The 25,827-nt window shown below is 46.0% G+C and carries 5 protein-coding genes and 1 tRNA gene; 3 read left to right on the top strand and 3 right to left on the bottom strand.

Annotation, left to right across the window (positions count from 1 at the left end; all coding sequences use genetic code 11):
- Positions 1 to 423: 423 nt before the first annotated feature.
- Both FLA_RS19075 and FLA_RS19070 read right to left on the bottom strand, forming a co-directional pair.
- Positions 424 to 497: transfer RNA gene (locus FLA_RS19075), tRNA-Asp, on the bottom strand.
- A gap of 125 nt (positions 498 to 622) precedes the next feature.
- Positions 623 to 1,213 (bottom strand): 2OG-Fe(II) oxygenase, encoded by a 591-nt coding sequence (locus FLA_RS19070; RefSeq protein ID WP_076379037.1) that lies wholly within the window; start codon positions 1,211 to 1,213, stop codon positions 623 to 625.
- Here FLA_RS19070 and FLA_RS31530 point away from each other — a divergent pair.
- Positions 1,213 to 1,404 carry a hypothetical protein gene (locus FLA_RS31530; RefSeq protein ID WP_076379035.1) on the top strand — a complete coding sequence of 64 codons (192 nt, stop codon included), beginning with the start codon at positions 1,213 to 1,215 and terminating at the stop codon, positions 1,402 to 1,404. The two genes, FLA_RS19070 and FLA_RS31530, sit on opposite strands and share 1 nt — an antisense overlap.
- A 5-nt stretch (positions 1,405 to 1,409) precedes the next feature.
- On the opposite strand, the gene FLA_RS19060 is transcribed toward FLA_RS31530, so the two are convergent.
- Positions 1,410 to 3,779, bottom strand: coding sequence for an ABC transporter permease (locus FLA_RS19060; protein ID WP_076379033.1), 2,370 nt, complete (start codon positions 3,777 to 3,779; stop codon positions 1,410 to 1,412).
- A gap of 178 nt (positions 3,780 to 3,957) precedes the next feature.
- On the opposite strand from FLA_RS19060, the gene FLA_RS19055 reads away from it, so the two are divergent.
- A complete protein-coding gene (locus FLA_RS19055; RefSeq protein WP_076379031.1) occupies positions 3,958 to 4,830 on the top strand; it encodes a glutamate--tRNA ligase family protein in 873 nt (290 codons plus the stop codon).
- A gap of 307 nt (positions 4,831 to 5,137) precedes the next feature.
- The gene (locus tag FLA_RS19050) at positions 5,138 to 25,807 is read left to right on the top strand and encodes a discoidin domain-containing protein (RefSeq protein WP_096511172.1); all 20,670 of its coding nucleotides are present in this window, start codon (positions 5,138 to 5,140) and stop codon (positions 25,805 to 25,807) included.
- Positions 25,808 to 25,827 lie beyond the last annotated feature (20 nt).

Raw genomic sequence — 25,827 nt, 5'->3', positions numbered from 1 at the left:
GCAGTCCGTAACAACGGCTGAGCTGCTGGTTCTATAGGATGAGCGTTAGGCTTGCAGGAATCAGCAGCCTGTCTGATGGTATAGGCACCCAAAAAGCACGCTCCGAATGCCTGAAAGAGCTTTCCAATGCCTCGTCCTATAGGACGAGCAACTCGCTCGTACAAGCGAAGCGCCCGTCCGTTAGCATATGGAAGCGGAAAGTATCATTCTTGCTCATACAGGTTTTCTGGAAACCCTCTGCCGTTGCCCTTTATTTTTCTTAGGATCAACCCACATTCGTCTAATAAAGGCTTCGGCTTACTTATAGTAGCCGCAGAAAAATGGTACAACAGCCGATGAAAAGTTTCTGCTTATCCTCTTTTCCGGCTACACCGGACTTCGTGGATGTAAAACAAAAAAGCCCACATTGCTGTGAGCTTCTTGCGGACCGGACGGGACTCGAACCCGCGACCTCCGCCGTGACAGGGCGGCATTCTAACCAACTGAACTACCGATCCAAACCTTCCCTTTAGTGGCTTTCTGTGTTACCGTTCTACCGTTTTGGGAGTGCAAATATAGGGGTAAATGTTTTGAACCAACAAATTCTTTTTCAATTTTTTTTAAAGAGCTAATTCTTTGCTGGTTAAATCTTTAGCCAGCCGGTGATGCTTCTTCTTTCTTTATGTGTAACCAACACTTCGTGTTCTATTTCACTGCTTTTAAAAAACACGCTTTTACAGTTGTTGGGAGATATGTTTTGTAAACTATCGCTGTGGTGAATGCATAACTCGCCACCATCGCTTTCCTGCCAGTTGCTGTTCAGGTAAATAATCATGGAATATTGCCGGCTGTCGTTGTTGCGGAACTGGTCAAGGTGCTTTTTATAAAAGCTATCTTTTTCGTACAGGGTGTAGTGAAATTCGTAACCGGTAATACCGGTATAGCAAGTACTGTTTAAATGGCTTACAAAGCTGTCCATGAGGTCGAAAAAGGCATTTTCGTGCACGTTGTTGTGCTTGCGATCGAGCCAGTGAATAATATCGCTTCTGAAAAGCTTATCGTGTACTACCTGGCTATTATTGCCTGTGCCGGCTGCCTTCATTTGATTTTGGGCATACAGGCTGTTCAGGTTAGCTTTCAGGTGTGCGGCCAATGACTCGCTTAAGAAATTATCCGAAATACCTACTTTATTACTGATAAAACTATCAATAAGGTCGTTAAATGTTTGTTCCAATGAGGACAATTGAGTGTAGTGTGTGGCAAATTGCCGGTATTCCGGTGAAGATAGTCTTATTGCATCTGGCAGCACTTACTTTATATTGGCAGCATATCCTGGTTATGCTGGTGACAGTGCATAAAGGGGTAGTCATTTCCGCATGTCAGGCGGAAATGACGCATTGTATAATGAAGCAGAAAGGTAGTTAGCAGGCTTATTCTGTCTTCAGGCTTTTTACGGGGTTGGCAAAGGCGGCTTTGATGGCCTGGTGGCCGATGGTTAATAAAGTGATGCCTATAGCTATACCTGCGGTGCCGGCAAACATCCACCATTGTATACTGATGCGGTAGGTATAGCTTTCCAGCCAGCTGTGCATGGCAAGCCAGGCGATGGGGCTGGCAATAGCAAATGCCAGTAGAACCAGCAACACAAACTCCTTAGCCAGCAGGGTTACTATCTGGGTTATGCTGGCACCCAATACCTTTCTTATGCCTACTTCTTTTGTTTTTACCTGGGTGGTGTAGGTGGCTAGTCCTAATAGGCCTAAAGCGCTTATAATAACGGCTACTGCGGCAAATACGTTAAACAGCGTGCCTGCGCGGTTATCAGAGCGGTACATTTTATCAAACTCTGCATCCAGGAAAGAGTACTGGAAAGGAAAGTCGGAACCTAGTTGCTGCCAGCTATTTTGAGCGATGGTTATTACACTGGCGGCATCTTTGGGAGTGGTTTTTACAAAAATGCGGTAGTTCTGTTTTTCGTAAGTGAGTATTACGGGATCAATAGCTGTTTTCAGCGAAGCAAAGTTGTAGTCTTTTACCACACCTATGATAATACCAGGGATGTTGTGTAAGGAAAAGCGTTTGCCTATAGGGCTGGTGATGCCCATTTGTTTTACAGCGGTTTCGTTGAGTATGTAGTGCAGGCTGTCGCCAATGCCGGTGAAATTGCCGCCTTCGGCCATTTTTAGTTGCAACAATGGGATAAAATGTTCATCTATAGCTCGCTGGTTAATCATCATGCTGCTTTTGGGTGCTTTACCTTCCCAGTCGGTATCGCCGGTTATGCTGCTAACACCGGCAAAGGTGTTGTCGGAAACAGCAGTAGCCAGTACGCCGGGGTGTTGTTGCAGCTGATGCAGCAGCACATCCTGGTGTGCATAGGTTTGATCATTTAGTCCAAAGGAGAATACCTGCTCTTTATTAAAGCCCAGGTTTTTTTCACGCATAAACTTCAATTGCCGGGCTATGATAACAGTGGCTATGATTAAGCCGATAGAGCATACAAATTGTGTAACCACCAGTGCTTTGCGAAAGGTGGTAGTAGCCATACCGGTAGTAAGTTTGCCTTTTAATGCCTGCATGGGTTTAAAAGAAGATAACAGTAGTGCGGGGTAAATAGCAGATAATAACAAGGTGCCTGCAATAGCGCTGCCGGTTACCATCCACACATCAACTGAAAACAGGTTGAAGTAAAGCTGCTTGCCTGATATATTGTTGTATAAAGGTAACAATGCATATATTAATCCAAATGCCAGCAGAGTGGCCAAGGTGAATAGTACTGCTGATTCTATGATAAACTGTATAAATAACTGTGCACGTGCAGCGCCTATTATTTTACGCATACTTACCTCTTTAACACGTTGCATGCTGCGGGCAGTGCTAAGGTTTACGTAGTTGATGCAGGCTATTACCAGTATTAATATGGCTATTAAAAAGAAGATACGGGCTGTTTGCAGGGCGTGTTTACTGCCATCGGGGCCAACGAGATGCAGGCTTGCTAATGATTGTAATGTAAAATGTGCCCCGTTTGGGTCTATACCGCCACGATGTTTCCAGTAGATATCGGTAATTTTTTTGATAGCAGTAGCTGGTTGAGCATGGGGTTGTAGCTGCACATAAGTGTTGAACGCATAATTGCCCAGGTCTTCATCAATAGTTTTCCAATCGCCGTTACCGCCATTTTGTATAAACTCCTTCGCATACCGGCTCATAGGATAGAGGAGCTGGTACTGCATGGTAGAGTTGGCAGGAAAATCGGCCATTACTCCGGTTATGGTGTAGGGTTCTTTGTTGACGGTGAGGGTTTGACCCACGGCAGATGAGGTGCCAAAGTATTTTTGTGCGATGGTGCTGGTGATGATAACAGAGTTGGTTCCGTTGAAGGGATGGGCAACGGAGCCGCTAAGCATGGGCAGGGTAAACAGGCGAAAAAAGTTGCTATCTACGTAGGCTGTATTCGGCTCTACGTACTTTTCGCCTTTTGCTACTATAGCCTGCGGGGCATAGTTTTCTTTTACTCTTACGGTTTGTGCAATATCGGGAACGCTTTCTTTAGTATATACTGCCAGTGGGCCGGGCGAGGTACTCCATACCTGTTCGTGATTGCCGCCTATAAAAGAGTTGATTTTATAAATAGAGGATGATTGCTGGTGAAACCGGTCGTAGCTCATTTCATTCTGCACCCATAATAGAATCATAACGCCTACGGCTAATCCTATGGCTAATCCTGTAATGTTGATAATGCTGTAGAACTTGCTTTTGAGCAGATTGCGCCAGGCTGTTTTAAAGTAATTGAGTAACATAAAAAGGATTAGTTTGCTTTTTTACTACAGAGGATGTGCCAATGTGCTAAGGTGTTGATTCGCATTTAGTTAGATGGTTAGAGGTGATGGTGTAGGTGTACGGTATTTATACAACAACTGTCCGGTTTATGCTTTTTGTAATGCATTTTTGCATCCAGCTCTTCTGTAAAACAAACGTATGAATTTACCGCATCTGCATTTCCATCGCACACGTATAGCGCCCACGCCCAGTGGTTACCTGCATATGGGTAATGTGCTGGCATTTGCTATAACGGCAGCATTGGCGCATAAAGCGGGGGCTGATGTATTGCTGCGGATAGATGATATGGACCGGGAGAGGGTGCGGCCTGAATATGTACAGGATATTTTTGATACACTACAGTTCATGGACATTCCTTACACAGAAGGCCCACGGGATGTGCAGCAGTTTGAATTGGACTATTCGCAACAAGTAAGATTGCCGCTTTATCACAAAGCATTGGAGCAATTGCGCGAAAAAGGGGTTGTATATGGTTGTGATTGCACCCGCACACAGCTGGCCGGGTGGAATATGGAACATGGATGTCCGGGCAGTTGCAGAGAGAAAGCGCTGGCTTTAGATGCACCTGATGTAAACTGGCGGCTGAAGACGAACCTGGTACCCATGTTGCATGTGAACACGCATGAAGGCATTGTAACAACAACTTTGCCTGCAGAGATGACAGATTTTGTGGTGCGTAAGAAAGATGGTTGCCCTGCTTATCAGCTTACCTCGCTGATAGATGATGTATTTTATAACATAGATGGTATTGTAAGGGGAGAAGATCTGTGGCACTCTACACTGGCGCAGCAAAACCTGGCGGCACAACTGGCATTTACTTCGTTTCAGGAGGTGTTATTTTATCATCACCCTTTGTTGATGAATGAGACCGATAAAAAACTTTCTAAATCGGCAGGGGCTACTTCTATACAATACCTGCGCAAGCTGGGTAACACCAGTGCTGATATTTATACTATCATAGGTTCATTGCTGAAACCTGTTGTTAATGCTGATAGCTGGAGACGTTGGTAATGTGCATCCCTTATGTAAGGGGTGTTTTGTAGTGCTGGTACTACATATGCTCAAATGCAGTATACGTAAGGCTTCTGGCAGATACATAATTTTTATTCTCCAATGATATATGCTGCCTTGCTTTCGTTGATTTAAGCTTGTATAAAGCCCTGCTTAAGTGTAATTTAATAGGTTAAGATTCTGTTATTAGGGTATTTGATAATACTTTTGTTAGTAAAGTCCAATGTATCCTTTGACTAAGATGTAAAGCTGCATCATTGTCTTTATGTATACACAACCCGTTTATTCAATATCCTGATATAACCTTATGTTTCGTTATTTACTAACCATGCTGCTGGTAACAGTATGCACCCAACCTTTTGCCCAAACGTGTGCCACCAACCTTGCTTATGGCAAGCCTGCGTACACTTCCAGCGAGCATACTGCTGCCAACCTGGCTATACGGGCATTTGACAACAATGCCGGTACGCGCTGGGAAAGTGACTGGACCGATAATCAATACATATATGTAGATCTGGGTGCAGACTATAGTGTATGTAGTGTAAACCTGAACTGGCAGTCGGCGCCCAAGAGTTACAGAATAGATGTTTCGTCAGATGCATCTAACTGGACTACGCTTGCCACGGTAACCAACAACAGCGCCACCAGCCTCTCGCATACGTTAAACACTACTGCGCGTTATGTGCGTATGTATGGTTTAACCCGTAACAATGGTTATGGATTTACTATGTGGGAGTTTCAGGTAATGGGCACTTTGCCTGCTTCGGCAACCTGTTACAATACCAACGTGGCATTAAACAAAACGGGTACCGCTTCTTCTACCTATCTGCAACCGATAGCAGGCGCTTTTGATGGCGACGCTACTACGCGTTGGGCCAGTAATGGAGGGGTGGATCCGCAATGGCTATATGTAGATTTAGGAGGAGAGTTTGATCTATGCCGGGTAGATTTTGATTGGGAGGATGCACTGGCTAAGAATTATACCATTGATGTTTCCAATGATCTGGTGAACTGGACCACGATAAAAACGATTACGGGTAACTATACTTATGATAACAAAAACTATGTATCAGGAGTAGGGCGTTATATAAGGATGTATGGTACCGCACGCGGTACCACGTTTGGTTATTCTATCTATGAATTCAGGGTATATCCTGTTGCGCCTTATGTGCGTATTGTTAATAATGCCAATGCTGCGGAGCCTTCCACCAATGGATCGTTTCTGGTAGGTTTGGCTCCCGGACTTACTTACAGTCAGGATGTAACTGTTACCTATTCGGTAACAGGTACGGCTACTGCGGGCAGTGACTATACTGCATTAACCGGTACAGTGGTGATACCTGCCGGGCAGAATAGCGTTACGGTAACAGTGCCGGTAAAAGATGATAACCTGGCAGAGGGTACAGAAACGGTGATTGCTACTATTACCAGCGCTGTTGCTACCAGTGGTTACAACATGCACGTGAACTCGCCTGAGAAAAGTGCTACTGTAACTATCACAGATAATGAAAGCAAGCTGATCAGCATTTCTAAAGTGGCAGATGCGAGTGAAGATGGCACAGCGGGTAGTTTTTTAATAAGCCTGGCTTCAGGTGTGGTGGCTTCGGAGGCTATTACGGTTAACTATACTATTAGTGGCACGGCTACCAATGGTGTTGATTATGCTACATTGTCGGGAACAGCAGTTATTCCGGCAAACAGTTCCAGTGTAACCGTGGCGGTAACACCTTACGCCGATATGCTTACAGAAGGTACTGAAACGGTAGTAGCTACTATTACCGGGGGAGCTTCTGCAAATGTTACTTATACACCGGGCACCAGCAACAGTGCTACGGTAAATATTGCAGATGTGGTGGTAAAGGGCTATATCTATGTGCATTTGCGTGCATTGAATGAGGAGTCCAGCCCCGATTTTCCGTTTACTCTTACAGGAGGCCCTACTACGGTAGCCGGTTTTTCTTTAAACGATCAACCCGATTATATTTCTGCATTGGTAGATATAGGCGTTAGCCATGGCGCCACTACCACCGGTAAAGGGGATGGTGAACTATGGACGGCTTTATCTACAGGTGCTGTGTATCACCGACTGGCCACCAGCAGCCAGTGGCAGCTGGTATCCGGTGTTACCGGTACAGCCCTTGATGGTGCCGGTCCCGGGCAGTTTGTGTTTGTGAACTCTACCGGTAATGCTTATTTTTATGATAACGGCACGTATACCACTATTTACACAGCCTCCTCGCACAGTGGAGTAAAAGCGGTGGATATTAGTTATGGAGGTGGACGTATTGCAATAGCCTGTAGCAATGGTAGTATTCTTAAAAATAATACAACCAGCGGAAGTGGTTATACTGATGCATGGACTACGCTTGTGGCCAGTGGCTCGGGTGCTGCGCGTTTAGATATATTGCCTTCTGCCGGTACTGTGGTATATTATAATAGTAGCAACTCTAACGCTTATACCATTGCTTTTGGGGGTGGTACTGCTACCAGCCTGGGTGCTCCGGGGTCTACTGACGTGTGTTTTGATGACCTGGGTAGTATTTATTCCAATGGGTATAAATGGAGTTCGGGCACCACCTGGGTGGCTGATGCAACCAAGGGCAGCAGCTTTAAATACATTACAGGAGGTGCAGGTGGGCAGGTGTGGAGTTTGTCTAACTCTACCAATACCGCCAAAACCATTTACACGCGCACAACCAGCAATGGAGTGTGGATTGATGATGAACGTGTAAGAACTTCCTATAAAGACAATTCTATTATCATACCGGTTGTGGCGGGTACCTATAATTTAGGCATCACTAACCCAACCTCATGGGATCTGGCAGGTATTGATATATACGATCCTACCACTAACTCAACTGCTAACGTACCTGGTAAAACAGCCAGCATTAATGTAACAGAGGGAGAGGTGGTGCATGTGGTTATGCGTGAGCAGTACCTGGTGCCTTTAAGCATAGCTCAGAACTGTGGAATGTCGGCAGTAGAGGATTTTGGAATGGCGGCTTCGGCTCCGTCAGTAATTACTTCTTACCACTATACTTCGGTAATTACCGCGAATGATGGTTATTACACCATTCAGAAAGTGGCTACCGGCTGGAATAATGCATCGCTGGTAGATCATACTACAGGATCTGGCAATTTTATGATTGTGAATGCGAGCTACCAGGCAGATGAATTTTACCGCAAACGGTTAACGAACCTGGTACCGGGGCAGCAATACCTGATGAGCTTTTGGGTGGCAAACCTGATGCCCCAACATCCAATACAGCCCAATATTACGGCAGGTGTGGCCAGTACAACAGGGGTTGACTTATCTACTATAAACACAGGAGATATTACCAGCACCGCCTGGCAGCAGTTTACCTTTACTTTTACCGCACAAAGTGCCACACAGGATGTTTACCTGCGTAATAACGCCAACGGTGGCAGTGGTAACGATCTGGCTTTAGATGATATTGCTATTAACCCGCTTTCGGGCACCATTGACGATAACGTTGTTAGCGGAGGCTCGAACAGGCTTTGTATGGGCGGCACGTATACTTTATCTAACACCAGCACAGGGGGTAAATGGAAAAGCAGCAACCCGTTCATTGCTACTATTGATAGCGTAACAGGTGTGCTTAGCGCTGTTGCTGTTGGGCTGGATACGTTAACGTATACTGTATCCAACACTGTGGGATGTGTGGCCAGCAAGCAAACCTTTATAGAGGTGATCAGCTCGCCTGTAGTGACGGCTACGCCAGGCAGTGCAGCTATTTGTTTAGGCAGTACTGTTGCGTTAAATGCAACAGTTACATCGGGCAAAACGCCTTATACTTCGTATGCCTGGAGTGCTGCTCCTGCTGCTAATGCAGGTTTAGCCGGCACTGCTACGCAAAATACAACTGCTACCCCTGCGGTGGCAGATACTTATATATATACGCAAAAGGTAACGGATGCGAATGGTTGTGTGGGTAGTGATACGGCCGTGGTGCTGGTGAATGCCTTACCTACTGCTACTATAGCGTATGGTTCCGGCACTTATTGTGCCAGCCGCTTTGCTGCAGATTCGGCCCTTGTAACCAAAACGGGGAATAATGCCGGAACTTACACCGCCACTCCTGCGGGCCTGGTGTTAAACAGCGGTACCGGAAGCATTAGTTTAAAGGCCAGTACGGCTGGTACTTACCATATTACGTATTCCTATACTGATAATGATACACATTGTAACGGCACAGCTTCAACAGATGTTGTCATCAATGCGCTGCCAACAGCTACCATATCATACAGTGCCGCCAGTTTTTGTGCAAAAGACACTACTGTTGTAACTGTTACGCAAAGCGGTGTAACCAGCGGCTCGTTTTCTGCGCCTTCAGGTTTGGTGGTGAATGCAACGCGCGGAACCATTAACCTGGCAGCCAGCACACCGGGTACTTACCGGGTGTTATACACTTTTACCAACAGCACCACCGGTTGTTTTGACACTACCGGTGCCACTGTTACGGTAAAGGCTATGCCAACAGCCAGCATTGCCTATGGTGCTAACAGCTATTATACACAGGGTACTGCGGCGGTGACTATTACGCAATCTGGTGTAAGCAGTGGCAGTTTTTCGGCTGGTACAGGTTTAGTGGTAGATGCCACTACCGGTATGCTTAACCTGGCAGGCAGCACCGCCGGTACTTATCGTGTATTATATACTTATACAAATGGAGCAGGCTGTAGCGATACTACCGGTTTTACGGTGATCGTAAAAGAGATTCCTGCTGTAAGCATTACCAAAGGAGCAGATGCATCTGAGCCTTCTACCAATGGATCGTTTATTATCAGCCTGCCTTCCGGTAAAACTTTTGATCAGGACATTACTGTTACCTACACAGTTAGTGGCCGGGCTACCAATGGAACGGACTATACTACTTTAAGTGGTACAGCGGTAATTCCTGCCGGGCAAAACAGTGTTACGGTGAGTGTGGTGGTGATTGATGATAAAATTATCGAGGGTACTGAAACGGTGGTTGCCACTATCAGTGGCGCATCTTCGTCCAGTGTGTCGTCGTTGCCTGTAAATAGTGCTGCTGCCAGTGCTACTGTTAATATCGGGGATGATGAAAGCAGAAACATCAGTATTACTAAAACGGCGGATGCTTCGGAAGATGGCACCTGGGGTAGCTTTTTAGTTAGTCTGCCTACCGGTTTAACCGCTGGTTCGGCTGTTACTGTTACTTATTCTATAGGTGGCACTGCTACTAATGGCACAGATTATTCTACCCTGTCGGGCTCTGTGGTTATTCCTGCAGGCAGCAACAATGTTACAATCAATGTGGTGCCACTGCCGGATGCGCTTACAGAAGGTACAGAAACTGTGATTGCTACTATCACAGCAGGGGCTGCCAGTTCACTTACTTATACTATTGGTACCAGCAACAGTGCTACAGTGAATATTGCAGATGTAGTACCTAAGGGGTATGTGTATGTGCATTTACGTGCATTGAATGAAGAATCTTGTCCTGATGTTGCCTTAACGCTTACAGGCGGACCTACTACAGTTACCGGATTTACGTTAAACGATCAGCCCGCTACAATCAGCGCAATGTATGATGTGGGCGTAGGACATGGTGTAACTACTGATGGTACAGGAGATGGTGAGCTATGGGCTTCGCTTTCCAACGGTGCTATTTATAAACGTTTAGCCAGCGGCAGCACCTGGGTGCGTGTAACGGGGCAAACAGGTACGTCTATTGACGGTGCTGGTCCCGGACAATGTGTGTATGTAAACTCAACAGGTAATGCTTATTTCTATAATAATGGAACGGCAACACAGATCTTTTTCCCTGCTGCCCATAGCGCTGTAAAAGCGGTGGATATTACTTATGGTAATGGTCGTATAGCTATTGCCTGTTCGGATGGCAGCATTTTAGTAAATAATACTACCAGCGGTACTACTTATACCGATTCGTGGACTACCCTGGTGGCCAGTGGGGCAGGTGTAACCAGACTGGATATGTTGCCTTCTACCGGTACCATCCTGTACCTGAGTGGTACTACTGCCTATACCATCCCATTCGCCGGCGGTACTGCCACCAGCGTAGGTGCACCCAATGGAACCGATGTGGCGTATGATGATTATGGCAACATGTATTCCAGCGGATATAGAAGAACCGGTACTACCACCTGGACTGCTGATGCTACCAGGGGGTCTTCGTTTTCAAAAACCACTGCCGGTGCGGGTAGTCAGGTGTGGTGTATATCTGCAGCAAGCGATACGCCCAATACGCTGTTTACACGTACCACCAGTAACGGATCGTGGCTGGATGACGAAAGGGTGAGGATTACTTATAATGATAACTCTATCCTGATACCGGTAATGGCCGGTACTTATACGCTTGGTATTACCAATCCTGCCTCATGGGATCTGGGTGCTATTGATATATATGACCCTACTTCCAATTCAACAGGTAATATACCGGTAAACCAGGCCAGCATTAACGTGGCGGCAGGAGAGGTGGTGCATGTAGTGATGCATGAAAAATTGCTGATGCCACTGAATATCTCACAAACCTGTAGCGTGTCGCCGGTAGAAGATTTTGGTACCGGGACCACTGCGCCAAGTGTGGTAACTTCTTATCACTATACCAGTATTAATAAACCGAATGATGGCTATTACTCTATTCAGAAAGGTTCAACCGGATGGACGAACAATGCAAATCTGAAGGATCATACCACAGGTGATGGCACTGGTAATTATATGATTATAAATGCCAGTTACCAGGCAGATGAGTTTTATAGAAAACGTATTACCAACCTGGTGGTTGGTTTGCAATACCAGATGAGCTTCTGGGTAGCCAACCTGAGCCCTACCAATACCATCAAACCCAATATTACTGCAGGAGTTGCCAGTACAGATGGGGTAGTGTTATCTTCTGTAAGTACTGGAACTTTTACCAATACGGCCTGGGTTCAATATACATTTACTTTTACCGCCCAGGGAACTACGGCGGATGTGTATCTGAAAAACAATGCTAATGGTGGCAGCGGTAATGATGTGGCGCTAGATGATATAGCCATTAACCCATTGTCGGGAACGCTGGCCAATAATACCGTAAGTGGTGGCAGTACTACACTTTGCCTGGGATCGAATTATACTTTTTCGAATACGGCACCAGGTGGTGTATGGACAGTGTATGATGCATCGAAGGCGCAGATTAATTCCGGCACAGGTATACTGAATACGTTGGCTGTGGGTATAGATACGGTTATTTATACTGTGTCGAATGCAGTAGGTTGTGTGGCTACTAAAAAAACAGCGGTAGAGATAGTGAGTATTCCTGTGGTTACAGCAACACCGGGAAGTGGTGCTATTTGTATTGGTAGTACTGTGGCTTTAAATGCTGCTGCTACTTCCGGCAAAACACCTTACGCTTCTTATGCATGGTCGGCCAGTCCTGCGGCCAGTGCGGGTATTGTAAATGCAGCCATTCAAAATACTTCAGCCAAACCTACTGTGGCGGATACTTATGTATTTACTGCTGCTGTAAAAGATGCCAACGGTTGTGTGGGAGCGGGAAATGCTACAGTAGTGGTGAATGCCTTGCCTACAGCCACTATTGCTTATGGCACAGGTAAATATTGCTATAGCAGGGTTGTGACAGATTCGGCAAAAGTGACTGTAACGGGTACTGCCGGTGGTACTTTTGCGGCTTTGACTACAGGGTTGTCAATGAATGCCGGCACCGGAAGCATTAGCCTGAAAAACAGTACGCCAGGTACTTACCATATCAGGTATACATTTACCAATTCTACTACTGGTTGTGGTGACACTACCGGTACCAATATTACCATCAATGCCCTGCCGGTGGCGGGTATTTCTTATAGTCCATTAAGTTATTGCCGTGCGTTGAATGCAGATAGCGCGCGGGTTACCCGTACGGGTGTTGCAGGCGGTGTTTATTCTGCTGCTACTGGTTTGGCGCTGAACGCTACAACCGGTGCGGTGGATGTAAAAAGCAGTACTGCCGGCACCTATCGTGTGTTGTATACATTTAATGATGCTACAACCGGTTGTAGTGATACTACCGGAGCGGGTATTGTTATTAAGGCATTGCCAGTAGCCCATATTGCTTACAGTGCACTTAACTTCTGCCGCAAAACTGATGCAGATAGTGCCAGGATCACTGTAACGGGTACTACGGGCGGTGTTTATTCTACTGTGAGCGGTTTGTCATTGAATACAGTTACCGGCGCGGTGGATGTAAAAAGCAGTACCCTGGGTACTTATCGTGTGCTGTATACTTTCAGTGATGGAAGTTGCAGTGATACTACCAGTACTTATATTATCATTAAGCCGCTGCCTGTTGCTCAGGTCTCTTATAGTGCTTTAAGTTTCTGCCGTAAGCTGGATGCGGATAGTGCGAAGATTACCCAAACTGGTGTAGCTGGTGGCGTATATTCTTCAACTACCGGATTAACATTAAATACTGTATCGGGTTCTGTGGATATAAAAAGTAGCACAGCCGGCACTTATCGTGTGCTGTATACTTTCAGTGATGGAAGTTGCAGTGATACCACCAGCACCTATATTGTTATTAAGCCGCTTCCTGTGGCTCATATTGCCTATAGTTCGTTGAATTTCTGCCGTACGCTGAATGCGGATAGTGCCAGGGTTACAGCAACGGGTACTACCGGTGGTGTTTATTCTTCTGTGAGCGGTTTATCGTTGAATACGGTTACCGGTGCGGTGGATGTAAAAAGCAGTACCGTTGGCACTTATCGTGTGCTGTATACTTTCAGTGATGGAAGTTGCAGTGATACCACCAGCACCTATATCGTGATTAAGCCGCTTCCTGTGGCACATATTACTTATAGTGCGCTGAACTTCTGCCGTAAGCTGGATGCGGATAGTGCGAAGGTGACACAAACAGGTGTAGCTGGTGGCGTATATGCTTCTGCTGCCGGATTGACATTGAATACAGCTTCGGGTTCTGTGGATGTGAGAAGCAGTACAGCCGGTACTTACCAGGTGCTGTATACTTTCAGTGACGGAAGCTGTAGCGATACCACCAGTACTTATATTGTAATTAAGCCATTGCCTGTGGCTGGCTTCTCTTATAGTGCATTGAACTTCTGCCGTACTTTGAACGCGGATAGTGCAAAAATTACTTTAACCGGTACAGCGGGCGGAACGTTTACCTCTACTGCCGGATTAACATTGAATGGAGTTTCGGGTTCTGTGGATGTAAAAAGCAGTACAGCCGGTACTTACCGTGTGCTGTATACTTTCAGTGATGGCAGCTGTAGCGATACCACCAGCACTTATATTATCATTAAGCCGCTTCCTGTAGCTCATATTGCTTATAGTGCCTTGAACTTCTGCCGTACGTTGAATGCAGATAGTGCGAAAATTACGCAAACCGGTGTGGCTGGCGGTGTATATACTTCTACTGCCGGCCTGGCGTTGAATGCAGCTTCAGGCGCTGTAGATGTGAAGAGCAGTGCGGTTGGTACCTACCGTGTGCTGTATACTTTCAGCGATGGAAGCTGTAGTGATACCACCAGTACTTATATTGTAATTAAGCCATTGCCTGTGGCTGGCTTTTCTTATAGTGCATTAAATTTCTGCCGTGCACTAAGTGCGGATAGCGCCAAAGTAACTTTAACCGGTACTACGGGCGGAACGTTTACGTCAGATGCGGGCTTGTCGTTGAATGCTGCTTCGGGTTCTGTGGATGTAAAAAGCAGCACAGCCGGTACTTACCGTGTGCTGTATACTTTCAGTGATGGCAGCTGTAGCGATACTACCAGCAGCTATATTGTAATTAAGCCGCTACCAGTGGCTCATATTACTTATAGTGTGTTGAATTTCTGCCATACGCTGAACGCGGATAGTGCAAAAATAACTTTAACCGGTACTACAGGCGGAACATTTACATCTGCTGCCGGACTAGCATTGAATGCTGCTTCGGGTTCAGTGGATGTAAAAAGCAGTACCGTGGGTACTTACCGTGTGCTGTATACTTTTAGTGATGGCAGCTGTAGCGATACCATCAGCACTTACATTGTGATTAAGCCACTGCCTGTGGCGGGTATTGCTTATAATACATTGAATTTCTGCCGTACGCTGAATGCGGATAGCGCGAAGATTACACAAACCGGTGTTGCGGGTGGGGTTTATGCTTCTGCCGCAGGATTGTCGTTGAACGTTGTTTCTGGTTCTGTGGATGTGAAGAGTAGTACAGCTGGTACTTACCAGGTGATGTATACTTTTAGTGATGGAAGCTGTAGTGATACCACCAGTACTTATATTGTAATTAAACCATTGCCTGTAGCCGGCTTCTCTTATAGTGCGTTAAACTTCTGCCGTACGCTAAATGCGGATAGTGCCAAAGTAACTTTAACTGGCACTACAGGTGGAACATTTACTTCCGCTGCCGGATTAACATTGAATGCCGCTTCGGGGTCTGTGGATGTGAAAAGCAGCACAGCCGGTACTTATCGTGTGCTGTATACTTTCAGCGATGGCAGCTGTAGCGATACTACCAGTACTTATATTGTAATTAGGCTATTGCCTGTGGCCAGCTTCTCTTATAGTGCTCTTGATTTTTGCCGTAAACTGGATGCAGATAGTGCGAAAGCTATATTAACCGGCACTACAGGCGGAACATTTACGTCTTCGGCCGGATTGGTATTAAATGCTGCTTCGGGTTCTGTGGATGTGAAGAACAGCGCAGCTGGTACTTACCGTGTGTTGTATACTTTCAGTGATGGAAATTGTAGTGATACTACCAGCACTTATATTGTAATTCAACCATTGCCTGTTGCTGGTATTTCTTATAGCGGACTGAATTTCTGCCGTGAACTGAATGCAGATAGCGCTAAGATTACTCAGACTGGTGTGGCTGGTGGCGTGTACACTTCTGCATCCGGCTTGTCGTTGAATGCAGCGAGTGGTTCTGTGGATGTGAAGAGCAGCGCTGCAGGTACTTATCGTGTGTTGTATACTTTCAGTGATGGCAGCTGTAGCGATACCACCAGCACCTATATTGTAATTAAACCATTGCCTGTTGCGAGTATCTCTTACAGTTCGTTAGATTTCTGCCGCAAACTGGATGCGGATAGCGCGAAGATTACTCAGACTGGTGTAGCTGGTGGCGTGTACACTTCTACTGCCGGCCTTTCGTTGAATGCGGCCAGTGGTTCAATAGATGTGAAGAGCAGTACAGCTGGCACTTACCAGGTGCTGTATTCTTTCAGTGATGGCAGCTGCAGCGATACTACCAGCACGTATATCGTAATTAAACCGTTGCCTGTGGCTCATATAGCTTACAGTGCGTTAGATTTCTGCCGTAAGCTGGATGCGGATAGTGCGAAGCTTACTCAAACCGGTGTGACTGGTGGTGTGTACGCTTCTGCTGCTAGCCTGTCGTTGAATGCAGCAAGCGGTTCAGTAGATGTGAAGAGCAGTACTGCGGGCACTTATCGTGTGTTGTATACTTTCAGTGATGGTAGCTGTAGCGATACCACCAGCACTTACATTGTAATTAAACCATTGCCTGTTGCGAGTATCTCTTACAGTGCATTAGATTTCTGCCGTAAGCTGGATGCGGATAGTGCGAAGATTACACAAACCGGTGTTTCTGGTGGCTTGTACACTTCTGCTGCCGGATTATCATTGAATACCGTGAGTGGTTCTGTGGATGTGAAGAGCAGCACTTCCGGAACTTATCGTGTGTTGTATACCTTCAGTGATGGCAGCTGTAGCGATACTATCAGCACTTATATAGTAATTAAGCCATTGCCTGTGGCTGGTATTTCTTATAGTGCGTTGAATTTTTGTCGTAAGCTGGATGCGGATAGTGCACATGTTACGGTGACGGGTACCACTGGAGGGACGTTTAGTTCATTAGCTGGTCTTTCGTTGAATGCGGCGAGTGGTTCAATAGATGTGAAGAGTAGCACAGCAGGTACTTATCGTGTGCTGTATACTTTCAGTGATGGAAGTTGTAGTGATACTACCAGTACTTATATAGTAATTAAGCCATTGCCTGTTGCAGGTATTTATTATAGCGCGTTGAATTTTTGCCGTACCCTGGATGCTGATAGCGCGAGGATTACTCAAACCGGTGTAGCTGGTGGGGTATATTCTTCTGCTACTGGCCTGTCGTTGAATGCGGCAAGTGGTTCAATAGATGTGAAGAGCAGCACAGCCGGTACTTACCGTGTGCTGTATGCTTTCAGCGATGGAAGTTGTAGCGATACTACCAGCACTTATATTGTAATTCAACCATTACCTGTTGCAGGTATTTCTTATAGTGCGTTGAATTTTTGTCGTAAGCTGGATGCGGATAGTGCACACGTTACGGTGACGGGCATCACTGGAGGAACGTTTAGTTCAGTAGCTGGCCTGTCGTTGAATGCGGCGAGTGGTTCAGTAGATGTGAAGGGTAGTACTGCTGGCACTTATCGTGTGTTGTATACTTTCAGTGATGGCAGCTGCAGCGATACCACCAGCACCTATATTGTAATTAAGCCATTGCCTGTGGCTCATATAGCTTACAGTGCATTAGATTTCTGCCGTAAGCTGGATGCAGATAGTGCGAAGCTTACTCAAACCGGTGTGACTGGGGGCGTGTATACTTCTGCTGCTGGCTTGTCGTTGAATGCAGCAAGCGGTTCAGTAGACGTGAAAAGTAGTTCCGTTGGTACTTACCGTGTGTTGTATACATTTAGTGATGGAGATTGTAGTGATACTATCAGTACTTATATTGTGATTAAGCCATTGCCTGTGGCTGGTATTTCTTATAGTGCATTGAATTTCTGCCGTACGCTGAATGCAGATAGCGCGAAGATTACTCAGACTGGTGTAGCTGGTGGCGTGTACACTTCTACTGCCGGCCTTTCGTTGAATGCGGCCAGTGGTTCAATAGATGTGAAGAGCAGTGCAGCTGGCACTTACCAGGTGCTGTATACTTTCAGTGATGGAAGTTGTAGCGATACTGCCAGTACTTATATTGTAATTAAGCCATTGCCCGTAGCTGGTATCTCTTATAGTACGTTGAATTTCTGTCGTACACTGGATGCGGATAGTGCGAAGCTTACTCAAACCGGTGTGACTGGTGGCGTGTACGCTTCTGCTACCGGCCTGTCGTTGAATGCGGCAAGCGGTTCAGTAGATGTGAAGAGCAGTACTGCGGGCACTTATCGTGTGTTGTATACTTTCAGTGATGGTAGCTGTAGCGATACCACCAGCACCTACATTGTAATTAAATCATTGCCTGTTGCGAGTATCTCTTACAGTGCATTAGATTTCTGCCGTAAGCTGGATGCGGATAGTGCGAAGATTACACAAACCGGTGTTTCTGGTGGCTTGTACACTTCTGCTGCCGGATTATCATTGAATACGGTGAGTGGTTCTGTGGATGTGAAGAGCAGCACTTCCGGAACTTATCGTGTGTTGTATACCTTTAGTGATGGCAGCTGTAGCGATACTATCAGCACTTATATAGTAATTAAGCCATTGCCTGTGGCTGGTATTTCTTATAGTGCGTTGAATTTTTGTCGTAAGCTGGATGCGGATAGTGCACAGGTTACGGTGACGGGTACCACTGGAGGGACGTTTAGTTCATTAGCTGGTCTTTCGTTGAATGCGGCGAGTGGTTCAATAGATGTGAAGAGTAGCACAGCAGGTACTTATCGTGTGCTGTATACTTTCAGTGATGGAAGTTGTAGTGATACTACCAGTACTTATATAGTAATTAAGCCATTGCCTGTTGCAGGTATTTCTTATAGCGCGTTGAATTTTTGCCGTACCCTGGATGCTGATAGCGCGAAGATTACTCAAACCGGTGTAGCTGGTGGGGTATATTCTTCTGCTACTGGCCTGTCGTTGAATGCGGCAAGTGGTTCAATAGATGTGAAGAGCAGCACAGCAGGCGCTTATCGTGTGCTGTATACTTTCAGTGATGGAAGTTGTAGTGATACCACCAGCACTTATATTGTAATTCAACCATTACCTGTTGCAGGTATTTCTTATAGCGCGTTGAATTTCTGCCGTACACTGGATGCAGATAGTTCGAAAATTACCCAAACCGGTGTAGCTGGTGGGGTATATTCTTCTACTACTGGCCTGTCGTTGAATGCGGCGAGTGGTTCAGTAGATGTGAAGGGTAGTACTGCCGGTACTTACCGTGTGTTGTATACTTTCAGTGATGGCAGCTGCAGCGATACTACCAGCACTTATATAGTAATTAAGCCATTGCCTGTGGCGCATATAGCTTACAGTGCGTTAGATTTCTGCCGTAAGCTGGATGCAGATAGTGCGAAGCTTACTCAAACCGGTGTGACTGGGGGCGTGTATACTTCTGCTGCTGGCTTGTCGTTAAATGCAGCAAGCGGTTCAGTAGACGTGAAAAGTAGTTCCGTTGGTACTTACCGTGTGTTGTATACATTTAGTGATGGAGATTGTAGTGATACTATCAGTACTTATATTGTGATTAAGCCATTGCCTGTGGCTGGTATTTCTTATAGTGCATTGAATTTCTGCCGTACGCTGAATGCAGATAGCGCGAAGATTACTCAGACTGGTGTAGCTGGTGGCGTGTACACTTCTACTGCCGGCCTTTCGTTGAATGCGGCCAGTGGTTCAATAGATGTGAAGAGCAGCACAGCTGGCACTTACCAGGTGCTGTATACTTTCAGTGATGGAAGTTGTAGCGATACTACCAGCACTTATATTGTAATTAAGCCATTGCCCGTAGCTGGTATCTCTTATAGCACGTTGAATTTCTGTCGTACACTGGATGCGGATAGTGCGAAGCTTACTCAAACCGGTGTGACTGGTGGCGTGTACGCTTCTGCTACCGGCCTGTCGTTGAATGCAGCAAGCGGTTCAGTAGATGTGAAGAGCAGTACTGCGGGCACTTATCGTGTGTTGTATACTTTCAGTGATGGCAGCTGTAGTGATACTACCAGTACCTATATTGTAATTAAGCCATTGCCTGTGGCTGGCGTTTCTTATAGCGCATTGAATTTCTGCCGTACGCTTGATGCGGATAGTGCGAAGATTACTCAAACCGGTGTAACTGGTGGCGTGTACGCTTCTGTAGCTGGTCTGTCGTTGAATGCGGCGAGTGGTTCAATAGATGTGAAGAGCAGCACAGCTGGCACTTACCAGGTGCTGTATACTTTCAACGATGGAAGTTGTAGTGATACTACCAGTACTTATATAGTGATTAAGTCGCTACCTGTTGCAGGTATCTCTTACAGTGCACCGAACTTCTGCCGTACACTGGATGCTGATAGTGCGAAGATCACTCAAACGGGTGTTGCTGGCGGGGTATATACTTCCACTGCCGGGTTGTCGTTGAATGGAGCCAGTGGTTCAGTAGACGTGAAAAGTAGCACCGCTGGTACTTACCGTGTGTTGTATACATTCAGTGATGGAGATTGTAGTGACACTATCAGTACTTATATTGTAATTAAGCCATTACCTGTGGCAGGTATTTCTTATAGCGCGTTGAATTTCTGCCGTACGCTGGATGCTGATAGCGCGAAGATTACTCAAACCGGTGTAGCTGGTGGGGTATATTCTTCTGCTACTGGCCTGTCGTTGAATGCGGCAAGTGGTTCAATAGATGTGAAGAGTAGTACAGCCGGTACTTACCGTGTGCTGTATACTTTCAGTGATGGAAGTTGTAGCGATACCACCAGCACTTATATAGTAATTAAGCCATTACCTGTAGCTGGTATTTCTTATAGTGCGTTGAATTTCTGTCGTAAGCTTGATGCGGATAGTGCACATGTTACGGTGACGGGCATCACTGGAGGAACGTTTAGTTCAGTAGCTGGCCTGTCGTTGAATGCAGCGAGTGGTTCAGTAGATGTGAAGGGCAGTACCGCCGGTACTTACCGTGTGTTGTATACTTTCAACGATGGAAGTTGTAGCGATACTACCAGCACTTATATAGTAATTAAGCCATTACCTGTAGCTAGTATTTCTTATAGTGCGTTGAATTTCTGTCGTAAGCTTGATGCGGATAGTGCGAAGCTTACTCAAACCGGTGTGACTGGGGGCGTGTATACTTCTGCTGCTGGCTTGTCGTTGAATGCAGCAAGCGGTTCAGTAGACGTGAAAAGTAGTTCCGTTGGTACTTACCGTGTGTTGTATACATTTAGTGATGGAGATTGTAGTGATACTATCAGTACTTATATTGTGATTAAGCCATTGCCTGTGGCTGGTATTTCTTATAGTGCATTGAATTTCTGCCGTACGCTGAATGCAGATAGCGCGAAGATTACTCAGACTGGTGTAGCTGGTGGCGTGTACACTTCTACTGCCGGCCTTTCGTTGAATGCGGCCAGTGGTTCAATAGATGTGAAGAGCAGTACAGCTGGCACTTACCAGGTGCTGTATACTTTCAGTGATGGAAGTTGTAGCGATACTACCAGCACTTATATTGTAATTAAGCCATTGCCCGTAGCTGGTATCTCTTATAGCACGTTGAATTTCTGTCGTACACTGGATGCGGATAGTGCGAAGCTTACTCAAACCGGTGTGACTGGTGGCGTGTACGCTTCTGCTACCGGCCTATCGTTGAATGCAGCAAGCGGTTCAGTAGATGTGAAGAGCAGTATTGCGGGCACTTATCGTGTGTTGTATACTTTCAGTGATGGCAGCTGTAGCGATACCACCAGCACCTACATTGTAATTAAATCATTGCCTGTTGCGAGTATCTCTTACAGTGCGTTAGATTTCTGCCGTAAGCTGGATGCGGATAGTGCGAGGATCACCCAAGTTGGTGTTGCTGGTGGAGTATATTCTTCAGCTACCGGCCTGTTGTTGAATGCCGCGAGTGGTTCTGTAGATGTGAAAAGTAGTACTGCTGGTACTTACCGTGTGTTATATACCTTCAGTGATGGAAGTTGTAGTGATACTACCAGTACTTATATAGTAATTAAGCCATTGCCTGTGGCTGGTATTTCTTATAGTGCGTTGAATTTTTGTCGTAAGCTGGATGCGGATAGTGCACAGGTTACGGTGACGGGTACCACTGGAGGGACGTTTAGTTCATTAGCTGGTCTTTCGTTGAATGCGGCGAGTGGTTCAATAGATGTGAAGAGTAGCACAGCAGGTACTTATCGTGTGCTGTATACTTTCAGTGATGGAAGTTGTAGCGATACTACCAGTACTTATATAGTAATTAAGCCATTGCCTGTTGCAGGTATTTCTTATAGCGCGTTGAATTTCTGCCGTACCCTGGATGCTGATAGCGCGAAGATTACTCAAACCGGTGTAGCTGGTGGGGTATATTCTTCTGCTACTGGCCTGTCGTTGAATGCGGCAAGTGGTTCAATAGATGTGAAGAGTAGTACAGCCGGTACTTACCGTGTGCTGTATACTTTCAGTGATGGAAGTTGTAGCGATACCACCAGCACTTATATAGTAATTAAGCCATTACCTGTAGCTGGTATTTCTTATAGTGCGTTGAATTTCTGTCGTAAGCTTGATGCGGATAGTGCACATGTTACGGTGACGGGCATCACTGGAGGAACGTTTAGTTCAGTAGCTGGCCTGTCGTTGAATGCAGCGAGTGGTTCAGTAGATGTGAAGGGCAGTACCGCCGGTACTTACCGTGTGTTGTATACTTTCAACGATGGAAGTTGTAGCGATACTACCAGCACTTATATAGTAATTAAGCCATTACCTGTAGCTAGTATTTCTTATAGTGCGTTGAATTTCTGTCGTAAGCTTGATGCGGATAGTGCGAAGCTTACTCAAACCGGTGTGACTGGGGGCGTGTATACTTCTGCTGCTGGCTTGTCGTTGAATGCAGCAAGCGGTTCAGTAGACGTGAAAAGTAGTTCCGTTGGTACTTACCGTGTGTTGTATACATTTAGTGATGGAGATTGTAGTGATACTATCAGTACTTATATTGTGATTAAGCCATTGCCTGTGGCTGGTATTTCTTATAGTGCATTGAATTTCTGCCGTACGCTGAATGCAGATAGCGCGAAGATTACTCAGACTGGTGTAGCTGGTGGCGTGTACACTTCTACTGCCGGCCTTTCGTTGAATGCGGCCAGTGGTTCAATAGATGTGAAGAGCAGCACAGCTGGCACTTACCAGGTGCTGTATACTTTCAGTGATGGAAGTTGTAGCGATACTACCAGCACTTATATTGTAATTAAGCCATTGCCCGTAGCTGGTATCTCTTATAGTACGTTGAATTTCTGTCGTACACTGGATGCGGATAGTGCGAAGCTTACTCAAACCGGTGTGACTGGTGGCGTGTACGCTTCTGCTACCGGCCTGTCGTTGAATGCAGCAAGCGGTTCAGTAGATGTGAAGAGCAGTACTGCGGGCACTTATCGTGTGTTGTATACTTTCAGTGATGGTAGCTGTAGCGATACCACCAGCACTTACATTGTAATTAAACCATTGCCTGTTGCGAGTATCTCTTACAGTGCATTAGATTTCTGCCGTAAGCTGGATGCGGATAGTGCGAGGATCACCCAAGTTGGTGTTGCTGGTGGAGTATATTCTTCAGCTACCGGCCTGTTGTTGAATGCCGCGAGTGGTTCTGTAGATGTGAAAAGTAGTACTGCTGGTACTTACCGTGTGTTATATACCTTCAGTGATGGAAGTTGTAGTGATACTACCAGTACTTATATAGTAATTAAGCCATTGCCTGTGGCTGGTATTTCTTATAGTGCGTTGAATTTTTGTCGTAAGCTGGATGCGGATAGTGCGAAGATTACCCAAACCGGTGTTGCCGGTGGGATATATACTTCTACTACCGGATTATCATTGAATGCAGCGAGTGGTGCTGTGGATATAAAAAGCAGCACCGCTGGAACTTACGGTGTGTTGTATACATTCAGTGACGGAAGCTGTAGCGATACCACCAGCACTTATATAGTAATTAAGCCATTACCTGTGGCCAGTTTCTCTTATAGCAACCTGAGCTACTGCCACAAGCTCGATGCAGATAGTGCGAAGGTGATATTAACGGGGGCTACCGGCGGAACATTTACTTCCTCTACCGGTTTAGCACTGAATGCGAACAGCGGTTCAGTAGATGTGAAGAGTAGCGTAGCAGGTACTTACCAGGTGTTATATACCTTTAATGATGCCAATGGCGGTTGCAGCGACACCACCAGTTCTTATATTATCATTAAATCGTTGCCGGTAGCACACATTGCTTACACTTCTGCCGGATATTGCGGCAGTAAATATGCTGATTCGGCCAGGGTAACACAAACGGGTACTACAGGCGGAACGTACGCATCTGCTACCGGTTTAAGCCTTCATGCTGTTAGCGGTGCGGTGGATGTAAAAAGCAGTACGCCGGGTACTTACCGTGTGATATATACTTTCAGTGATGCAAATACGTGCGGCGATACTACCAGCACTTATGTTACCATCTATGCTTTACCGGTTGTGCCAGCTATAAGCGGTGCAGCTGATATATGTAAAAACAGTTCCACTGTATTCACCAACAGCATGCCTGGTGGTGTGTGGAGCAGCAGAAACCCTGGAATTGCTGCCATACTGGCCAGTGGAACCGTGAACGGCGTAAGTGAAGGAACAGCTATTATTGATTATGCTGTTACCAATACCGCCGGATGTACAGATAGCGCACAATTCACCATCCGTATAGCCGTTGCCCCTGTGTTTACTTTGTCTGATACGTCGCTTACCTGTAATGGCAGCAATAATGGCAAAATAGCTGTTGTTACTGCAGAAACAGGGTTGAGCTACTCGCTCAATGCCGGAACGTATCAGCAAAGTAATGTGTTTAGCGGGCTGGCAGCCGGTACTTACACGGTTACTGCTAAAAATGCAGGAGGTTGTACTACCGCCATGCAGGTAACTGTGAAGCAGCCGGATGTATTAAGCGTTAGTGAAACGCATACAAACGTAGTATGTCATTCAGAGTCTACCGGTGCTGTTGATGTAACAGTTACGGGTGGTACTGCCCCTTATACTTATAGCTGGACTTCGGGTGCTGTAAGCCAGGATATTTCCGGTTTACCGGCAGGCACCTATAAGGTTACGGTAAAAGATGCCAATGGTTGTAGCAGCGGCGTATCTGCCACTATTACCGAGGTGATTGGTGTGTTTACGGTAAACGCACCTGTTAAACAGAAGTATGGAATAGTGGTGATTACCGGTACTACGGTAGGTAAAGCTACTGTAACGGTTACTTACCCGGATGGCACTACCAGCTCAGCAGTGGCTGCCAATAACGGAAACTTCAGCACTACTTCACCTGGAGATGTGAACACCGGTGATATTATAGTGAAGGTTACGGATGTGGCTACGGGAGCCGTTTGTACAAAAGTGATTCACTATATCAAAGTGCCATCGGCCGACCTGGAAATAACCAAAACACTGGTAACGGAAGGCACGATATATATGAACGCTTATGCTACCTTCCAGATAACGGTAACTAATAATGGTCCGGACAATGCTACACAGGTAATTGTGAATGATGCGTTGGCTTCTAATATAGACAGAGCCGATTCTATAGTGGCATCGAAGGGTACGGTAACGTATAATGCAGTAACCGGCCAGCTGGTGTGGACAATAGATGCAGTGAACACCGATGAAACAGTGCTGCTTACTTTCAGGGTGCATGTTTCGGGCAAAGGAAAGCTTACCAACACCGCTACTGTAACGGCGAAAGAAAGTGATCCGGATATGAGTAATAACATAGCATCAAGCACACCGGCCACTATTGTAACGCAATTCCTCATTCCAAACGTAATTACTCCCAACGGAGATGGTAAAAACGATACGTTCTATATCGGCGGTTCCGAGCTGTATACCGGCACAGATCTGATCATCTTTAACCGTTGGGGTAATGAAGTGTATCATTCCCGTAACTACGATAACTCGTGGGCGGGTATAGGTTTGAGTGGTGGTGTATACTACTATGTGATGAAGATTAACATGCCGCAAGGGCAGCAGGTGTTTAAAGGATATATACAATTATTAAAATAAAAAAAAGACATTCAATACCG

The organism is Filimonas lacunae (assembly GCF_002355595.1).
Lineage (GTDB): Bacteria > Bacteroidota > Bacteroidia > Chitinophagales > Chitinophagaceae > Filimonas > Filimonas lacunae.
Note: the sequence above shows the minus strand (reverse complement) of the source record. Positions and strands in the feature narration are given on the sequence as shown.